This is a genomic window from Sphingomonas sp. GlSt437, from assembly GCF_048015635.2.
In the GTDB taxonomy this organism is placed as follows: domain Bacteria; phylum Pseudomonadota; class Alphaproteobacteria; order Sphingomonadales; family Sphingomonadaceae; genus Sphingomonas.
Map to the genome: position 1 here is coordinate 1735962 of NZ_JBPGYA010000001.1, position 17068 is coordinate 1753029.

At 64.9% G+C, this 17068-nt stretch carries 20 protein-coding genes and 1 riboswitch; of the genes, 9 read left to right on the top strand and 11 right to left on the bottom strand.

Annotated elements, in window-relative coordinates; translation table 11 throughout:
- Positions 1-65 precede the first annotated feature (65 nt).
- Complete coding sequence (locus ACLB0R_RS08590) at positions 66-1175, top strand: glycosyltransferase family 2 protein (protein ID WP_416642846.1); 1110 nt, start codon at positions 66-68, stop codon at positions 1173-1175.
- 368 nt (positions 1176-1543) lie between these two features.
- On the opposite strand, the gene ACLB0R_RS08595 is transcribed toward ACLB0R_RS08590, so the two are convergent.
- Complete coding sequence (locus ACLB0R_RS08595; RefSeq protein ID WP_416642847.1) at positions 1544-2278, bottom strand: class I SAM-dependent methyltransferase; 735 nt, start codon at positions 2276-2278, stop codon at positions 1544-1546.
- Between the two features lie 209 nt (positions 2279-2487).
- Positions 2488-2901, bottom strand: coding sequence for a GtrA family protein (locus ACLB0R_RS08600; protein ID WP_416643051.1), 414 nt, complete (start codon positions 2899-2901; stop codon positions 2488-2490).
- Positions 2902-3011: 110 nt separating this feature from the next.
- Between ACLB0R_RS08600 and ACLB0R_RS08605 the strand changes: the two genes are divergently transcribed.
- Positions 3012-4817, top strand: coding sequence for an AcrB/AcrD/AcrF family protein (locus tag ACLB0R_RS08605; protein WP_416642848.1), 1806 nt, complete (start codon positions 3012-3014; stop codon positions 4815-4817).
- Positions 4818-5009: 192 nt separating this feature from the next.
- On the opposite strand, the gene ACLB0R_RS08610 is transcribed toward ACLB0R_RS08605, so the two are convergent.
- Both ACLB0R_RS08610 and folD read right to left on the bottom strand, forming a co-directional pair.
- Complete coding sequence (locus ACLB0R_RS08610) at positions 5010-5633, bottom strand: MarC family protein (RefSeq protein ID WP_416642849.1); 624 nt, start codon at positions 5631-5633, stop codon at positions 5010-5012.
- Positions 5634-5786: 153 nt separating this feature from the next.
- Positions 5787-6662: a bifunctional methylenetetrahydrofolate dehydrogenase/methenyltetrahydrofolate cyclohydrolase FolD gene (folD, locus tag ACLB0R_RS08615; RefSeq protein ID WP_416642850.1), complete on the bottom strand. Its 876-nt coding sequence runs from the start codon at positions 6660-6662 to the stop codon at positions 5787-5789.
- Between the two features lie 138 nt (positions 6663-6800).
- Between folD and ACLB0R_RS08620 the strand changes: the two genes are divergently transcribed.
- Together ACLB0R_RS08620 and thiC are read left to right on the top strand one after the other, a co-directional pair.
- Complete coding sequence (locus ACLB0R_RS08620) at positions 6801-7847, top strand: MipA/OmpV family protein (RefSeq protein ID WP_416642851.1); 1047 nt, start codon at positions 6801-6803, stop codon at positions 7845-7847.
- Between the two features lie 19 nt (positions 7848-7866).
- Positions 7867-7989: riboswitch (TPP riboswitch) on the top strand.
- A gap of 39 nt (positions 7990-8028) precedes the next feature.
- On the top strand, positions 8029-9888 hold the full coding sequence (thiC, locus tag ACLB0R_RS08625) for a phosphomethylpyrimidine synthase ThiC (RefSeq protein WP_416642852.1): 1860 nt from the start codon (positions 8029-8031) through the stop codon (positions 9886-9888).
- 16 nt (positions 9889-9904) lie between these two features.
- Here the strand turns inward: thiC and ACLB0R_RS08630 are convergent, their stop codons facing one another.
- Genes ACLB0R_RS08630 through ACLB0R_RS08650 form a run of 5 tightly spaced genes read right to left on the bottom strand, consistent with a single transcriptional unit; the run spans position 9905 to position 11694 of the window.
- Positions 9905-10327, bottom strand: a complete 423-nt coding sequence (locus ACLB0R_RS08630) for a hypothetical protein (RefSeq protein ID WP_416642853.1) — start codon at positions 10325-10327, stop codon at positions 9905-9907.
- Positions 10324-10617, bottom strand: coding sequence for a hypothetical protein (locus ACLB0R_RS08635; protein ID WP_434953814.1), 294 nt, complete (start codon positions 10615-10617; stop codon positions 10324-10326). Before ACLB0R_RS08635 ends, ACLB0R_RS08630 begins: the two co-directional genes overlap by 4 nt.
- The gene (locus ACLB0R_RS08640; protein WP_416642854.1) at positions 10610-11170 is read right to left on the bottom strand and encodes a hypothetical protein; all 561 of its coding nucleotides are present in this window, start codon (positions 11168-11170) and stop codon (positions 10610-10612) included. The genes ACLB0R_RS08635 and ACLB0R_RS08640 overlap by 8 nt, the downstream gene beginning before the upstream one ends.
- A 15-nt stretch (positions 11171-11185) precedes the next feature.
- Positions 11186-11452 (bottom strand): Txe/YoeB family addiction module toxin, encoded by a 267-nt coding sequence (locus tag ACLB0R_RS08645; RefSeq protein WP_416642855.1) that lies wholly within the window; start codon positions 11450-11452, stop codon positions 11186-11188.
- Positions 11449-11694 (bottom strand): type II toxin-antitoxin system Phd/YefM family antitoxin, encoded by a 246-nt coding sequence (locus ACLB0R_RS08650; RefSeq protein ID WP_416642856.1) that lies wholly within the window; start codon positions 11692-11694, stop codon positions 11449-11451. The genes ACLB0R_RS08645 and ACLB0R_RS08650 overlap by 4 nt, the downstream gene beginning before the upstream one ends.
- 80 nt (positions 11695-11774) lie before the next feature.
- Here ACLB0R_RS08650 and ACLB0R_RS08655 point away from each other — a divergent pair, with 80 nt between their 5' ends.
- Positions 11775-12572, top strand: coding sequence for a hypothetical protein (locus ACLB0R_RS08655; RefSeq protein ID WP_416642857.1), 798 nt, complete (start codon positions 11775-11777; stop codon positions 12570-12572).
- A gap of 200 nt (positions 12573-12772) precedes the next feature.
- Positions 12773-13177: a VOC family protein gene (locus ACLB0R_RS08660; RefSeq protein WP_416642858.1), complete on the top strand. Its 405-nt coding sequence runs from the start codon at positions 12773-12775 to the stop codon at positions 13175-13177.
- Positions 13178-13643: 466 nt separating this feature from the next.
- Here ACLB0R_RS08660 and ACLB0R_RS08665 read toward each other — a convergent pair whose 3' ends face one another.
- Complete coding sequence (locus ACLB0R_RS08665) at positions 13644-14651, bottom strand: GGDEF domain-containing protein (protein WP_416642859.1); 1008 nt, start codon at positions 14649-14651, stop codon at positions 13644-13646.
- A gap of 129 nt (positions 14652-14780) precedes the next feature.
- Positions 14781-15341, bottom strand: a complete 561-nt coding sequence (locus ACLB0R_RS08670; protein WP_416642860.1) for a peroxiredoxin — start codon at positions 15339-15341, stop codon at positions 14781-14783.
- 126 nt (positions 15342-15467) lie between these two features.
- Here ACLB0R_RS08670 and hisN point away from each other — a divergent pair, with 126 nt between their 5' ends.
- The 3 genes from hisN (at position 15468) to rplT (ending at position 16987) form a co-directional block, all read left to right on the top strand.
- Positions 15468-16250: a histidinol-phosphatase gene (gene hisN, locus ACLB0R_RS08675; protein ID WP_416643052.1), complete on the top strand. Its 783-nt coding sequence runs from the start codon at positions 15468-15470 to the stop codon at positions 16248-16250.
- A gap of 147 nt (positions 16251-16397) precedes the next feature.
- Positions 16398-16601 (top strand): 50S ribosomal protein L35, encoded by a 204-nt coding sequence (gene rpmI, locus ACLB0R_RS08680; protein WP_167955345.1) that lies wholly within the window; start codon positions 16398-16400, stop codon positions 16599-16601.
- A gap of 20 nt (positions 16602-16621) precedes the next feature.
- On the top strand, positions 16622-16987 hold the full coding sequence (gene rplT, locus ACLB0R_RS08685; protein WP_416642861.1) for a 50S ribosomal protein L20: 366 nt from the start codon (positions 16622-16624) through the stop codon (positions 16985-16987).
- The last annotated feature ends 81 nt before the right edge of the window (positions 16988-17068 follow it).

A 17068-nucleotide genomic window follows, 5' to 3' on the forward strand; every position in this document is an offset into this window, starting at 1 on the left:
GCACTCGGCGCATGCCGCCGCAATCTCCCCATGACGGACGAGTTACAGCGCGCTAATAGGGCGCGATGAACCGTCCTGCGCTGTCCATCGTCGTCCCCTGTTACAATGAGGAATCCTGCCTCGATCTGCTCCATGTCCGCGTCTCCGGCGCGGCGCGGGCGGCAGTGGGGGATGATTATGAGATCGTCTTCGTCAATGATGGCTCGCGCGACGATAGCTGGCGCGTCATGCAGCGCATCGCGGCGGAAGACCCGCACCTCGTCGCGGTCAATCTGTCGCGCAACCATGGCCATCAGTTGGCGCTGACCGCCGGCCTTGATCTGTGCGCGGGCGAGCAGATCCTGATCATCGATGCCGATCTCCAGGACCCGCCCGAGCTCTTGACCGCGATGCGCGAAGCGATGGTGCGCGAGGAAGCCGATGTCGTCTACGCCGTCCGCCGCAAGCGCGAAGGCGAGACATTGTTCAAGAAAGCGACGGCGGCGGCTTTCTATCGCGCGCTCGACCATATCACCGACACGCCGATCCCGCTCGACACCGGCGATTTCCGGCTGATGAGCCGGCGCGCGCTCGATGCGTTTCTGGCCATGCCCGAGCAGGCGCGCTTCATTCGCGGCATGGTCGCCTGGGTGGGCTTCCGCCAGGTGCCGTTCCCCTATGACCGCGCCGAGCGCCACGCGGGCGAGACCAAATATCCGCTGGGCAAGATGATCCGCTTCGCGCTCGATGCGATCACGGGTTTTTCGACCGCGCCGCTGCGGTTCGCCAGCCATGCGTCAGTGATCCTGGGCGGGGCGTCGCTGCTGCTGCTGTTCTACATCGCCTGGGGCTATTTCGCCGGCAGCCATGTCCAGGGCTGGACCTCGACGATGCTGGTCGTCGTGGTGCTGAGCGCGGTGCAGATGTTCGTGCTGGGCATGATCGGCGAATATCTCGGCCGGCTTTATGTCGAATCGAAGCATCGGCCGCTCTATCTGGTCGCCGATGTCGCGGGGCAGGTGAAGCGGCAGGCGACGCTCGGCTATTCGGCGGTGAGCCCGGTTGAGGCGCCCGCAGCGGCGCCGAGCAGCTTCAAGGAAGGCATGGTGGTGACGCCGGTCGAGGCGGTTGCCGAACCTCTCGCCGATCCTGTCGTCGCCCCACCCAAGCGCCCCCGCGCCAAGCGGACGGCTTAAGCGCTCTCTGGTAGTCCCGTTCGCCCCGAGCTTGTCGAAGGGCCGTCCTTCTTAACTCGCGTTGGAAAGAAGGGCAGGGCTTCGACTTCGCTCAGCCCGAACGGGAATCGGGGCGGTGCGCCGTTCCTAATCCCTCGCCCCTGCTTGCAGGGGAGTTTGAGGTCGGCCATGCCCCCGGCATGGCCTAAACAGCGCGGGGCGCTGTTTACCTCAAACTGGTTGCGTAGACTTAGTCTTTGCGTAGCAAAGGCTTAGTCGAAGCTGGGAGAGGGGTAAATCCAACAGTTGCCAACGTGGCTGCCCTCTCCAAGCTTCGCTAGCCGACAAGTCGGCAAGCTGCGCTATCCTCTCCCGCTTGCGGGAGAGGACTAAGTGGCCTTCGGCACCGCCAGCGTGATGATCGAGACGCCCGGCGGCAGCGGTACCCGGCCGACCAGGTGGCGCTCGAGCCGAAAGACGCATTCGAACAACGCATTCACCGGCGCCGGCGGCGGCGAATCGTCGCTGTCATCCTTGCCGGTCAACCGCCCGGCGAGGCGCGCGGCGGTGGCGAGCGGGAACAGCAGCGAGTTGAAATAGCCGAAATGCGTGGGGCTAAGGCCTGCCTTGTCGAGCGCGGCCTTCAGCGTCGCTTTGGAATAACGGCGCTTGTGGTGATTGACGACATCGTGCGCGCTCCACATCCATTGGTGCGCGGGCACGGTGATCAGGATCTTGCCGCCCGGCGCCAGGCAATCGCGCATCGCCGCCAGCGCCGCCACGTCATCCTCGATATGCTCGACCACATCGAGCACCGCGATTAGATCGTAAGCGCCGCGCGGCACGCCGGTCAGCGCGGGGAGCGGGGCGGCGCCGACCGCCTTGCCGAGCCGTTCGCTGGCAATCGCGCGCGCCGCATCGTCGATCTCGATCGCATCGACCTCGCCGAACCGCGCCAGCATCGGCAGATTGTGCCCGGTCCCCGCGCCGATTTCCAGGATATGCGCGGCCTTGGGCAGCGCGCCATAACGCGCGAGATAATCGGCGAGGATGTCGCGGCGCGCGCGGTACCACCAATGGGTGGAATCATGCGCGGCCATGCGGTCGTAAACGATGCGGTCCATGTGCCCCCTTCAGGCATAAGGCGATGGCGGTATGATCGCCTCGTCTAAATCACTTTGTCTTTAAAGATCCTCCCCCGCCAGGGCGAGGTGTCACCGAAGGTGACGGAGGGGGAGGACGCCAACGCAGCTATTTGACTTCCCCCTCCGTCAGGCTGCGCCTGCCACCTCCCCCTGGCGGGGGAGGATTTAGGTTGCCCTAAACACCGCTCCTACCCGAACACCCATTGCCGGTTGAGCGCGAAGGTCGCGATCGGCGTGATGGTGACGATCGGGATCAGCGGCAGCCACACGGGCCCATGCAGCGGCCCGGTGATCACCCAGGTGAACAGCGCGTTCAACACCAGCCCGACGCCCTGAACCACCACGAACTTCAAATGCTGCCGGCCGCTATGGTCGCGCGTGCCATGGCCGCGGAAGCTCCAGTAACTGTGCAGGAAAAAGCCGCAGGTCACCGCGACGGCGAACGCGAACGGCACCGCATAAACCGCGCGCGCGCCAGGAAAGACGTAATGCGCGAGCGGTAGATACACGGCTGAATAAACCACCGTCGAAATCCCGCCGGCGATGGCGAAGCGGACGAGCTGGCCCAGCACCTCCCGACCGCCGAGCGGACGCGCGGCCATGTCGATCAGCCGATCGTGCAGGCGGGGATGGGTGCTCATCGCAGCGGCGTCTCTTGCCCTTGTCACGCGCGGCGCGATAGAGCGCGGGGAGCCTCCAGGAAAGCCCGCTCTTGTCCGATCCCGCCCAACCCGTCCATCCCGCCGCCGCGCCCAACCCCATCGAGGCGCTGATCGACCGGCGCTGGCGGCAGCTGGTGGTGCTGTTCTGGCTCGGCACCGCGATCTGGTTTCTGGTCGGGCGCTGGCCGCAGATCGAATGGTTCGCGCTCGGCGATACCGATGACAATATGCGGCTGATGCAGGTCCGCGCGCTGCTCCACGGCCAGGGCTGGTATGATCTGCGCCAATATCGGCTCAACCCGCCCCAGGGTTTCGACATCCACTGGACGCGGATCGTCGACTTGCCGATCGCCGCGCTCATCCTGCTGCTCAAGCCGATTGCCGGGTCGGTGTGGGCGGAGCGCTGGGCGTGCGGCATCGCGCCGCTCTTGCCCTTGTCGATCACCATGCTCGGCCTTGCCTTCACCGTGCGGCGGCTGGTCAGCCCGATCGCCTGGCCCTTGGCAATGCTGTTCCTGCTCGGCTGCAACCCGACAATGGGCATGTATATGCCCGAACGTATCGATCACCATGGCTGGCAGATTGCCGCGCTCGCCGTCACGATGGCGGGGCTGGCCGATCCCGAGCGGCGGCGCGGCGGGCTGCTCGTCGGCGGCGCCAGTGCCTTTTCGCTGGCGATCGGGCTGGAGCTGATGCCCTATGCCGCATTCGCCGGCGCGATCCTGGCGCTGCGCTGGATCTGGGATCGGGATGAGGCGCCGCGCGTCCAGCTTTACGGCATCAGCCTCGCGATCGGCTGTGCGATCGGCTATCTGGGCTTTGCCTCCTGGGGCAATTCGGTCGCGCGCTGCGACGCGCTGACGCCGGTGTGGGTGAGCGTGATGATGACGGCGGGCGGCCTGCTCGTCCTGCTCGCGACGCTCAACCCGGAGGAGCGCTGGCAGCGCTTCGCACTGGCGGCGGTGGCAGGCGTCGCGCTGGCGGGGGGCTTTGCCGGACTGTTCCCGCAATGCCTCGGCCGGCCCGAGCAAGTCACGCCCGAGCTCGCCAGGAACTGGCTCGACAATATCCGCGAAGCCCGGCCGATCTACCAGCACCCGTTCCGCAGCGCGTTTCCGCTGGCGACGCTGCCGGTGATCGGCATCATCGGCTCCGCCATTGCGATGTGGCGCGCGCGCGGTACCGATCGCTTCATTCCCTGGGTGGGCGTGCTGGTGTTCACGGTGCTGTCGGCCTCGCTGCTGCTCTGGGCGGTGCGGATCGGCCCCGGCGCGATGATGTTGGCGGTACCGGGCGCGGTGGCGCTCGCGTGGATCGTGCTGCCGATGGCGCTCAACAGCCGCTCGGCGATCATCCGCGTGCTGGGGACGCCGATCGCTTTTCTGGCAGTATCGGGGCTGTTTGCCGGGCTGCTGATTCCCTATCTGCCCGGTGGCACGCCGGACGCGCGCACGCGCACGATCAATAAGGCGGGCGGCAGCTGCACCTCGCTCACCGCGCTCACCCCGCTCAACCGACTGCCGGCGCAGACGATTTTCACTTTTGTCGATCTCGGCCCGCGGCTCATCACCGTCACGCATCACAATGCGATTGCCGGCCCTTATCACCGCAATGGCGTGGCGATTCTCGACGTGCAGCACGCCTTTCAGGGCACGCCCGACCAGTTCCGCGCCATCGCCACGCGCCACGGCGCGACCCTGCTGATGATTTGCCCTAACCTCGCCGAATCGACCATCTACCGCGCCCGCGCCCCGCACGGCTTCTACAGCCAGATCGCCGGTGACCAGGTGCCCGCCTGGCTGACGCCCGTGCCGCTGCCGGCGAATTCGCCGCTGAGGTTGTGGCGGATCAATTGACGCTCAGTGCATACTCCTCTCCCCTTGCGGGAGAGGATAGCGGAGCTTGCCGCTTTAGCGGCTAGCGCAGCTTGGTGAGGGGGATGCCCACCGTAGATAGTGGGGGACTTACCCCTCACCCAACTTCGACTAGGCAGCAAGCTGCCAAGTCTCCGTATCCCTCTCCCGCAAGGGGAGAGGGTTGGGAAGGTGCTACGCCGGAAAAAAGCTCCCCTTGATCCCGTCGATCACGAACTGCGCCGCCAGCGCTGCCAGCAGCACGCCGAGCAGCCGCGTCACCACCGCCTCGATCTTGTCGCCCAGCACTTTCATGATCGGCCCGGCGAGGATCAGCGCCGCCATCGTCAGTGCCAAGATGGTCGCCAGCGCCGTCAGGATGACGACAGTGCGCTCGATGCCATGGCCTTTCGACATCAGCAGCATGATCGACGCGATCGATCCCGGCCCGGCGATCATCGGCATCGCCATCGGGAAAACCGAGACATCCTCGACATGCGCTTCGCTGAGCTTCTGGGCGCGATCCTCGCGGCGCTGGGTGCGCTTTTCGAGCACCATCTCGGTCGCGATCACGAACAGCAAAATGCCGCCGGCGATGCGGAAACTGTCCAGGCTGGCGCCGATCGCCGACAGGATATCTTGCCCGAACAGGGCGAACACCACGAGGATGCCGCCGGCGATCAGCACCGCGCGCACCGCCATCGCGCGAGCGAGGTGGCGCGGCGCCCCCGCGGTGAGCCCGGCGTAGATCGGCGCGCAACCCGGCGGGTCGATCACGACGAAAAAGGTGATCAGCGAGGAGACGAAGAGCTCAAGCATCGCGCGCACCGGAACGGGCGTCGCGCCATTCAATCCTTGTCATCCCCGCGCAGGCGGGGATCCATTGGTGCTGCCCCACGGGAGCGTGACCGGCGTCGGCCAGAATGGATTCCCGCCTGTGCGGGAATGACGGTTGCTGGTAAGCCAGCATGCTCACAGCGCGTCCAGGTCGATCGCCACACCCGCGCGCCGTGCCGCCGAGACATAGGTGTTGCGGATCAGGCACGCGATCGTCATCGGGCCGACGCCGCCCGGCACCGGGGTGATCGCGCCGGCGACGCTCGCCGCGCCGGCGAAATCGACATCGCCGACCAGGCCGTCGGCCGTGCGGTTGATGCCGACATCGATCACGGTCGCCCCCGGCTTGATCCATTCGCCTTTAATGAGGCGCGGCCGCCCGACCGCCGCAACCACGATATCCGCGCGGTGGACAATGCCGGCCAGATCATGGCTCCTCGAATGCGCCACGGTCACGGTCGCGCTTTCGCGGATCAGCAATTGCGCCATCGGCTTGCCGACGATGTTCGAGCGGCCGATCACCACCGCATCCTTGCCGGCGAGATCGCCGAGCTGGTCCTTGAGCAGGATCAGGCAGCCGAGCGGGGTGCACGGCACGAAGCCCTCAAGCCCCGTCGCCAGCCGCCCGGCATTGACGGGGTGGAAGCCATCGACATCCTTGTCGGGATCGATCGCCGCGATCACCGCGCGCTCGTCGATGTGGGCGGGCAGCGGCAGCTGCACCAATATACCGTCGACCGCCGGGTCGGCGTTCAGCCGCGCGACGAGATCGAGCAGATCGGCCTGCGGCGTATCGGCCGGCAAGCGATGCTCGAACGAGGCCATGCCGACTTCGGTCGTCGCCTTGCCCTTGTTGCGGACGTAAACGGCGGACGCCGGATCGTCGCCGACCAGCACCACCGCCAGCCCCGGCCGGCGCCCCGTCTCGGCAACAAAGCGCGTTACCGCCACGCCGATGCGCCCGCGCAGCAACGCCGCTGCCGCTTTCCCGTCGATGATCTGCGCCGTCATGGCCCGGCCTTAGCCGCGCCTGGCGTCGCGCGCCACCCCGGCTGCCGATCCCGCCCTAATGCGGCTTAACCACGAAGGGTAAGCGCCGCGTAGGACGTTACGGCTAAGTAATCGTCACCGGCAAAGCGCGAGGGGCTTATGCGTCGACGGGGTCAGGAGTGGAGCAAGGCACGCTGCGCCGCAGTGGTGCTGGCCGCGTCCGTGCTGGCGATCGGCGTTGCGACGCCCGCCATCGCTGCCGATACCCCCGATGGCGCCGGCACGAGCAGCGCCAGCGTTGCGCCCGCGACAGCCGCCGCGACCACGATCGCGGTCGACCCAGTGGTCGTCGGCGCCGTCAGCACGATGGCCGCCCCCGTCGCGAGCCCGCCGCACCACCACATCGCGCACGCGCCGCGCTCGCGCCCCGACGACTCAGAATTCACCGGGCTCGACTGGAACCAGGTGATGCTGGGCGGCGGCACCGGGATATTGCCGAGCTTCGAAGGATCGGGCGATACGCTGCTGCAACCGATCGGCGGTTTTGACGGTGGCGTCGGCGGCGTCTCGGTCGCCGGGCGCGGCACGCGCATCCTGGTCGACATGAACCACGCTGGTCCGGTCGGCGGCGTGCAGCTTCATTATGGCGCGGTGATCAACCAGAATTTCACCCAGGTGAACCTGGAAGCGACCGATCCGCGCGTGCTCCGCCTCGGTCGGCGCGAGGTGGCGATGGAAGCAGGCGGTTTCGTCAGCTTCATCCGCCCCGGCATATTCGGCGCGCACGATGCGATCGGGGTCAACCTCGCTTACACCGTTGACGCGAGCGGCGAGCATAACAGCTACCAGATGGTCGCTTCCGCCGATTACGGCATCGCGATCGGCCACCGCATGGCGGTCAATCTGTCGGTCGCAGCGAATTTCGCGGGCACGCGCTATGCCGAGCATTATTTCGAGGTCAGCGCCGCTGGTGCAGCCGCGAGCGGCTTGCCCGAATTCGCCGATCCGCGCGGCGGCCTCAAGAGCCTGGGTTTCGCGCTCGTCGCCAACCGATCGGTGCACGGCACGCTCGGCAACGGCCTCGGCGCGTTCGCGTTCGTTTCCTACACCGCGCTGCAGGGCGATTTCGCCGCCAGCCCCGTCACGCGCATCGCCGGCGGCACCGATCAATGGTTCATCGGTGCCGGGCTCGGCTATACATTCTAGCCAAAGCGCTTTACAGCAACGCCATTCCCCGGGGGGACGCTGACGGACACCCGTCACGGCGTCTGAGAGGCGATCACGAGATCGCGACCCGCTGAACCTGATCCGGTTGACACCGGCGGAGGAAGTGGAGCGGCGGCACACCCGCAATCCATCTTGCTCCGGTTGATTTGGAGCTTGAACAATGGCCGACATCCCCGCCCGCACCGAAATCGGCGTTACCACGGGCCCCATTCGCGGCAGCCGCAAAATCCATGTCGGCCCGCTCAAGGTCGCGATGCGCCAGATCAGCCTCGAACCCTCCTCGGGCGAGCCGCCGCTCAACGTCTATGACACCAGCGGCCCCTATACCGACCCCGATGCGCAGATCGACATCATGGCCGGCCTCCCCGCCAAGCGCCGCGATTGGATCCTCGCGCGCGGCGATGTCGAAAGCTACGACGCCCGCGAAATCCGCCCCGAGGATAACGGCTTGTCCGGTCCCGACCGCTCCGCCGGCGTCGCGCAATTCCCCAATGTCGTGAAGCGGCCATTGCGCGCCAAGCCCGGCATGAACGTCAGCCAGATGCACTATGCCCGCCGCGGCATCATCACGCCCGAGATGGAGTACGTGGCCATCCGCGAAAATCTCGGCCGCGAGATGCTCGCCGAATACGTGCGCGACGGCGAAAGCTTCGGCGCCGCCATCCCCGATTACGTCACCCCCGAATTCGTCCGCGATGAAGTCGCGCGCGGCCGCGCCATCATTCCCAGCAACATCAACCACCCTGAAAGCGAGCCGATGGCGATCGGCCGCAATTTCCTGGTCAAGATCAACGCCAATATCGGCAACTCGGCGGTCGCCAGCGACGTCGCGACCGAAGTCGACAAGATGGTCTGGTCGATCCGCTGGGGCGCCGACACGGTGATGGACCTCTCGACGGGGCGCAACATCCACGACACGCGCGAATGGATCATCCGCAATTCGCCCGTCCCGATCGGCACCGTGCCCATCTATCAGGCGCTGGAGAAGGTCGGCGGCGTGGCGGAAGATCTCACCTGGGACATTTTCCGCGATACCCTCATCGAACAGGCCGAGCAGGGCGTCGATTACTTCACCATCCACGCCGGCGTCCGCCTGCCCTATATCCCGCTCACCGCCAAGCGCGTGACCGGCATCGTCAGCCGGGGGGGGAGCATCATGGCGAAATGGTGCCTCGCGCATCACAAGGAGAGCTTCCTCTACGAGCATTTCGATGAGATCACCGAAATCATGAAGGCGTACGACATCGCCTATTCGCTGGGCGATGGCCTGCGCCCCGGATCGATCGCCGACGCCAATGACGAAGCGCAGTTCGCCGAGCTCTACACGCTGGGCGAGCTCACCAAGCGCGCTTGGGCGCAGGACGTGCAGGTGATGATCGAAGGGCCCGGCCATGTGCCGATGCACAAGATCAAGGAGAATATGGACAAGCAGCTGGCGGCCTGCGGCGAGGCGCCCTTCTACACGCTCGGGCCGCTCACCACCGATATCGCGCCGGGTTACGACCATATCACCAGCGGCATCGGGGCGGCGATGATCGGCTGGTACGGCACGGCGATGCTCTGTTACGTCACCCCCAAGGAGCATCTCGGCCTGCCCGACCGCGACGACGTGAAGGTCGGCGTCGTCACCTACAAACTAGCCGCCCACGCCGCCGATCTCGCCAAAGGCCACCCCGCCGCCAAGCTCCGCGACGACGCGCTCAGCCGTGCAAGGTTCGAATTCCGCTGGCGCGACCAGTTCAACCTGAGCCTGGACCCCGACACAGCGGAGCAATATCACGACCAGACGCTCCCCGCGGAAGGCGCCAAGACCGCGCACTTCTGCAGCATGTGCGGGCCGAAATTCTGCTCGATGAAGATTACGCAAGAGGTGCGGGATTTCGCGGCGAAGCAGAACCAGGAAGCGACCGCCTTCATCGCCGCCGACGAAGCGGAAAAGGGGATGGCGGCGATGAGCGAGCTGTACAAAGCGACCGGGCGGGAGTTGTATATGGGGGCTGGGGATCGGGAGCGGGATTGAAAGTGGTTAGGCCCGTCTATTTACGACCAAATAGAGCGCGGGTATTCCAACGCTTCTTTCGTTCCATCTTCTCCTCCCACGTCGGCGCAACATAAGTCCACATATCTCGCGTACGTAGCGCCCCCATAAGCTCGCCAAGCTTGCCCACCCCGATGCCAGCAGCGTCGATTAAGTGCTGGGATGCGCCACCGCCTCCCTCTGGTTTTGCGATCAGAATATAGTCTCCGCGCTTTAGTTCTGCTGGTCGGTTGACATAATCCATGTCTCCGAAAGAGTATGCATCGGATAACCAGACCGTCAAACTTTCATATCGAGAGCGGTCAATTCGAAATAAGAAAAACTCATTGGTACTCACGTCCGTGACAGAAACAACCTGATCATGCTCATTCATGCGAGCTAAAAAATACTCAGGAATAGTATAGTATAAATCTTTAGTCATAGTAAAATCTCTATTTTGCCAGCGCGATTTAGAAATTTATTAATCGCCTCGACTTGAGATATATGGAAAAGCTGTAAGTGTAACGGCAGCCTGAATTCGGCAACAAAATTCAAGCGCATTTCTGTCAGAATGTTTTGAATATACCACTCATTTGAAACGAGAACAACATCGACGTCCGCAGGCTGACTGCTGTTGAGGATAGAGCCAAACAAGACGCATTGCGCGAGTGGCGGTGAGTGGCTGGTAGCGGCGTCCTCCAGCCATGATCGCATCGATGCTAAGTTATACATTACTTTCTACGATCCGCGTCACCTCGCGCGGAAATTGGTGGTTCCTATAATCGGCATTTGGGTCGGCAACATGGGCACGAAACGCATCAATATGATCGAGCCATCGCGTAAAAGACGACCGATGTTTCTGCGGGACCGCGGTCAGGTTAGTGGCGATGAGTAAGCGAATACGGCTGTTATTTTCGACAATTTGCTCACGCAACTGTTCCCAAATACCGAGATCAAAACGAACGATTTTGGGCAAGCCATCGCCGCGCCCGCCATTGGGTCCAAATTGCGAGAAAATTCTATAATTCTCGTTCATCAAAGGCTTGATGGCACGGCACACATTACGAAAACGGCTTCGTCCGAAGCTGCTACTGATATAGTTAGGGTCGGTCTCAGCTCTGCGCCAACGCCTGATCAACCAGCGAACGGTGACAAGTGCGACACCTACAAACGCGGTCAGACCAGCAATCCAAGTCGCTGCATCAAGGCCTAAGGGCTTGCAAGTCGAGAGATCGCTCGCAGCCCATGCTTTTTGGCAGATCGCTAAAAGCTTGGTCGTGCTCATATAACGTCCAACAGACTAATAATGATACCGACACTGCGCCACTTGCAGCGTCTGCTCGTCACCGCTCCCGCTCACCCGATACACCAGCCGATGCTCATGGCTGATCCGCCGCGACCACCAGCCTGACAGGTTGCCGCCCAGCGGCTCTGGTTTGCCGGTGCCTTTGAACGGGTGGCGGCGGCATTCCTCGATCAGGCTCATCAGCTTTTCGGTGATCTTGGGGTCATGCTCCTGCCAATAGCGCAGATCGTCCCACGCCGTCGGCCAGAAGGCGACCTTCACGGCAGCGGAATGCCCGGATTGCCCGCCTCGAAACCGCGCACCGCCTCCAGCAGCCGCTCGGCATTTTTGGGCGAACGCAGCAGATACAGCGTCTCCTCGATCGACGCCCATTCGCTTTCGGAAATCAGCACTGCGCCCTCGCCACGCTGGCGCGTGATGGCGATGGGCGCGCGATCGGCGACGACCTTGTCGATCATTGCTTTCAGATTCTCGCGCGCTTCGGAATAGCTGACGGCTCGCATGCACGACGAATGGACAACGTTCTGTCCAATGTCAATCTCGCCCCTGTCCTACGCCCCCCATTTCATGCTTCCCTACCTGTATGCCTCATCGTCGCTCCCCCCGCTCGCCCGCCGCGCGTGCCGTCACGCCGGCGCGTCCTGCAACCCCTGATTTCGCGCCCGTCCCCATCGAGCCTCGGCATGATGGGTGGACGCCGGCGCGGCAGATCGCGTTTATCGAGGCGCTGGCGCAATCGGCGTGCGTGGCGGAGGCTGCCGCGTCGGTCGGCATGAGCCGCGCTTCGGCTTATGCGCTCCGTCGGCGAGCGGATGCCGGGGCGTTTCGCGCGGCGTGGGATTTCGCGCTCGATTATGCCGTGCATCAGCTGGGCGAAGCGGTGCTGGCACGCGCGCTTCACGGCGTGGCGCGGCCGGTCTTCTACCAGGGCGAGCAGATCGGCGAGCGGCGTTATTATGACGAGCGGCTGGCGATGTTCGTGCTGCGCTATCGCGACTCCGAACGCTATGGCGCCGCGCTCGATGGCTTGCGCGGCCATCGCCCGCCCGATGCGCTGGCGCAGGGCCTGGCGCGCGCGTGCGAGGCGATTGCCGGCAAGCGCGCGCGGCGGCACGACGACCGGCTGGCGACGCCGCTCGCGCGCTATCAGCTGCCCACCGCGCCCGATCCGCAGGACAAGGCCGATCGCGAGGGCGCAACCGAAGCCGAGGTGACGCGTGCGCTGGAACGCAAGCTCGATGCGTTGAGCAAGCGGCACGCGCGTGAGGCTGCGACGGCGGCGGCGCGCGCGCGGGATGCTGCGGGGGAGGCGAATAAAGGGGGGACGTCGTGTAAACTTCGTCAACTTCGGCCGAACGGCGGAGCGATTTGGCGGCGCTAAATCGGCACCGCCGTCGGCCCGGCCGGCGCGGCGAGAGCCGCGACCGACGGCGCGGAATTCACTTCCGCGCCAACCGAGGCCGCAGCGGCTTTAGCAACGCTAAACCGCAGACGGCCCGGCCCGGCCGGCGCGGCCAACGCCGCGACCGACGGCGCGGAATTCACTTCCGCGCCCGCCGAGGCCCCGGTAAACCGTTGCCCATGCCCCACCTCGCCCAGATCGCCCTCATCGTCCGCGATTATGACGAGGCGCTCGGCTTTTATGTCGGCACGCTCGGCTTCGAGCTGGTCGAGGACACGCCGCTTCCTGCGCAAAACAAGCGCTGGGTGGTGGTACGACCGCGCGGCGGTGGCAGTGAGGCAGGGGCAGGCGCCGCCATCCTCCTCGCCCGCGCCGCCACGCCCGATCAGGCGGCGGCGATCGGCCATCAAGGCGCGGGGCGGGTGTGGCTGTTCCTGGAGACGGATGATTTTGCCCGCGATCACGCCGCGTTCACCGCTGCCGGCGTGCGCTTCGTCGAAGCGCCGCGCACCGAGCCTTACGGCACGGTCGCGGTGTTCGAGGATCTCTACGGCAATCGCTGGGATTTGCTCGAGCGGCGTTAGGCGCCGGCAACCGCGACGAAGAGCTGGCCGACCGCGACCAGCGTGGTCGCGGTCAGGCCGAACGCGGCGAGGATGACGAGGAAGGTGCGAGTGGTGGTCATGGCGCTTGGGTCCCGGGGTCGGAACGTTCTGCCGGTCACGCGACCGGCAGAACCGAAGCGGCAGTGCCCAGCATGACACCCGCCACCATCATCGAAACGATCGCCGAGGTGGCGACGCGAGCGAAGGTTTCTGCACGAACGAACATGGTCTTAACTCCCTTTTGTGTCGCCGGCCGAACCATTCGGTCAGCGATGCCAACACGTTAGCAGGGAGCGTGCCAAAGTCGTAAGTGTCTGTAATATAGGGACTTATAGAAACAGATGCTGATGAAATGGCGTTTCATGCCAAATAAATGGCGCGTAAATTACCAACTTGTCGTAATTAACGCCAAGTGAATATGCCGGGCAATCCCCGCCACGCTTGCTCAGCCGTCGCTGTCGGCGATCAGGCGATTGCGGCCCGCTTCCTTGGCGCGATAGAGCAGGGCGTCGGCCCGCTGGAACGCGGCGTCGAGCGGCTCGCCGGGGGCCGCGACGGTCAGCCCGGCGGAGAAAGTAACAGTGCCCAGCGGCGCGTCGGTTTCGCGCAGGCGATAGGTCTTGCCGGCGACGGTGGCGCGCGCGCCTTCCAGCGTCACCCGGGCTTGCTCGATCGGCACATTGGCGAACAGGACGACGAATTCCTCGCCACCATAGCGCGCGACCAGATGGTCCCCGCACCGCGTTTCGAGCACCTCGCCAATCGCTTTCAGCACCCGGTCGCCGACGGCGTGGCCGAAACTGTCATTAACGTGCTTGAACTTGTCGATGTCGCACACCGCCACGCAATGCGTGTGCCCGGCGGCGAGGCTGGCGGCATAGGCCTCTTCGAAAGCGCGGCGGTTCGGCAGGTTGGTCAAGGGGTCGCGGCGGGCATTGTCGCGGGCTTCGTCGAGCTTGGCGCGCAGTTCAGCGGCTTCGCGCGTCGCGGCTTCCAGCCGGGCTTCGGCGCTGCGGACGCGATCGGCCATCGCGCTCGTCAGCCGCGCGATTTCGGCCCCGGCCTCGCCGCCCATGTCGCGGATCGCCTCGGCACTCGCTGCAAGGTCGCGACCGAAACCGGTTGCTTCGGCGCGGACCGAGCGGACCAGGTCCTGAAAGCCGTCGACCTGCATCTGAGTGCGCGAGACGAGCAGATCATGGAGCGCACGGCTCTGGGTTTCGGGCTCGGGCGACGCGACTTCGCCGCCCAAGGCGATAATGTCCTTGCGGGTGAGCCTGATGCCGCCTTCGGTCAGCGACTGCACCGCGGCGGCGAGCGGACCATCCGGGCTGCTCAGCACGCGATAAGCGAATTCGTAATGCACCGGCTCGGGGCTGAGCCGGTGAGTGTCGAGAAACTTGCCGATTCTCGCATAGAGCGACGATGCGGTCGCGGCCGAATCGTCCCCCATTGTCATTACTCTAGCCATCCCATCCCGCATTCAAGCCAGTGCCTGATGTTCCTCCGCCGCCAAAGAGAGCCGCTCCGGCGCGCGAAGTCCAGTCCTCTCCTGCTGCGTCAAGGTGCGCTATCGTCCCGCTCAGCTGTGGGTGGGATGCGCTTTGGCATAAGCGCGCACCGTATCCAGCGTGTTCTGGACGTGCGGACCGGCGGCGGGATCAGTGAGCGAGAAGATGATGTGGCCGTCCGGCGCGATCACATAGCTGGTGCGGTTGGTGATCGTCGCCGCCTTGCCGTCACGCCCGGTATAAGTGAGCGCGACATCATAATCGCTGATCACGCGCGGGCCGGCGCTGGCGACGGGGAATTTGTTGGCGCAATCCTTGGTCGAGAAGTCCGCAAGCTTGTCGACCGGGTCGGCGGACATGCCGATGACGCTCGCACCGGCGGCCTTGAAGTCGCCGATATGCTCGGCAAAGGCGCGTGCCTCGGCGCTGCAGCCGGGCGTGAACGCTGCCGGGAAGAAGTAGAGCACGACCGGCCCTTTCTTCAGCTGCTCCTTCAGGTTGAGGGTGAACACCTTGCCGGCCAGCGCGCCGCGGGTGGTGAAGTCGGCAGCGGTTGCGCCGCTCTTCAGGGCAGCATCGGCGCTGGCGGCAAAGCCGGCGGCGGCAAGGGCGGCGATCATCATGGCGCGCATGGGGCGAGTCTCTCCGGGTTGTGTATATCGCACCTATTACCGTGCGCGCGCCGTGCCGCCAATACCGGCGTCCGGGCCCGTCGTCGGACGCTGGCGATCCGCCGAAATCGGGGCTAGGCAATGAAGATGCGCATCAGCCCCGCCGATATCGATCTTGCCCAGCGCCTCGCCGAGGCGGCGGGCGCGGCGATCCGCCCTTATTTCCGCAAGCCCCATGGCCTGGAGACCAAGCCCGATCAGTCGCCGGTCACGCTGGCCGATCGCGAGGCGGAAGCAGCGATGCGCCGGCTGATCGAGCAGGCCTTCCCGGCCGATGCGATCATCGGCGAGGAATATGGCGTCAAGGACGGCACCTCGGGCCGCGCCTGGGTGCTCGATCCGATCGACGGCACGCGCGCGTTCATCACCGGCCGGCCGATCTTCGGCACGCTGATCTCGCTCGTCGTCGATGGCTGGCCGCTGCTCGGCATTATCGATCAGCCGATCCTGCGCGAGCGCTGGCTGGGCGTCATGGGCCAGCCGACATTGCTCAACGGCCAGCCGTTGCGCACCCGTTCCTGCACGGCGCTTGCCGATGCGCTGCTCGCGACCAGCTCGCCCGCTTATTTTGACGATGGCCAGCTTCACGCCTTCGAGCATGTCGACGCGCTGGTGCGATCGACCGTGCTTGGTGGCGACTGCTATAATTACGGGTTGGTCGCGGGCGGCTGGCTCGATCTTGTCGTCGAGGCGAACCTCAAGCTCCACGACTTCGCCGCGCTGGTGCCGGTGGTCGAAGGCGCCGGCGGCCGCATGTGCGACTGGCAAGGCGATCCGCTCACCGCCGACAGCGCCGGCGAGGTGATCGCAGCCGGCGATCCGGCGCGGATCGACGACATCGTCGAGGCGCTCGCCTGCCACGGGCATTGAGTAGTTGGCCCAAAGGATCGGTCGGCGGGGTTGCCTTTTTACCGACTCATCGCTAAGCGCCCCGCTTTCCGCGAGTAAGAGGAACCGCCTGGCTGATATGGGCTGCCAGGGCTGTTCATAGATCGTCGCGCAAACAAGGAGACGAAAATGCCCAAGCTCAAGACCAAGAGCGGTGTGAAGAAGCGCTTCAAAATCACCGCGACGGGCAAGATCAAGCACGGCGTCGCTGGCAAGCGTCACCGCCTGATCAGCCACAATGCCAAATATATCCGCCAGAACCGTGGCACTTCCGTGCTGTCGGATGCCGATACCGCGACCGTGAAGGCCTGGGCGCCTTACGGGCTGCGCTGAGCGACGGAAGGATATAGACCATGGCACGAGTCAAGCGTGGTGTAACCACCAAGGCCAAGCACAAGCGGATTTTGGACCAGGCGAAGGGCTATTATGGCCGTCGCAAAAACACCATCCGCATCGCTCGCCAGGCCGTCGAAAAGGCCGGGCAATATGCCTATCGCGACCGCAAGGTCCGCAAGCGGAATTTCCGCGCTTTGTGGATCCAGCGTATCAACGCCGGTGTCCGCGCCGAAGGCCTCACCTATTCGCAGTTCATCCACGGGCTGAAGCTCGCCGGCATCGAACTCGACCGCAAGGTGCTGGCCGATATCGCGATGCACGAAGGCGAGGCGTTTACCGCCATCATCGCTCAGGCGAAGGCGGCTCTGCCCCAGGCCGCCTGAGCGGACCTGAGCAATCGGAATATGGGGCGCTGGTGGCAACACCGGCGCTCTTTTTCTTTCCGGCACATCCCGCTAGCAGGC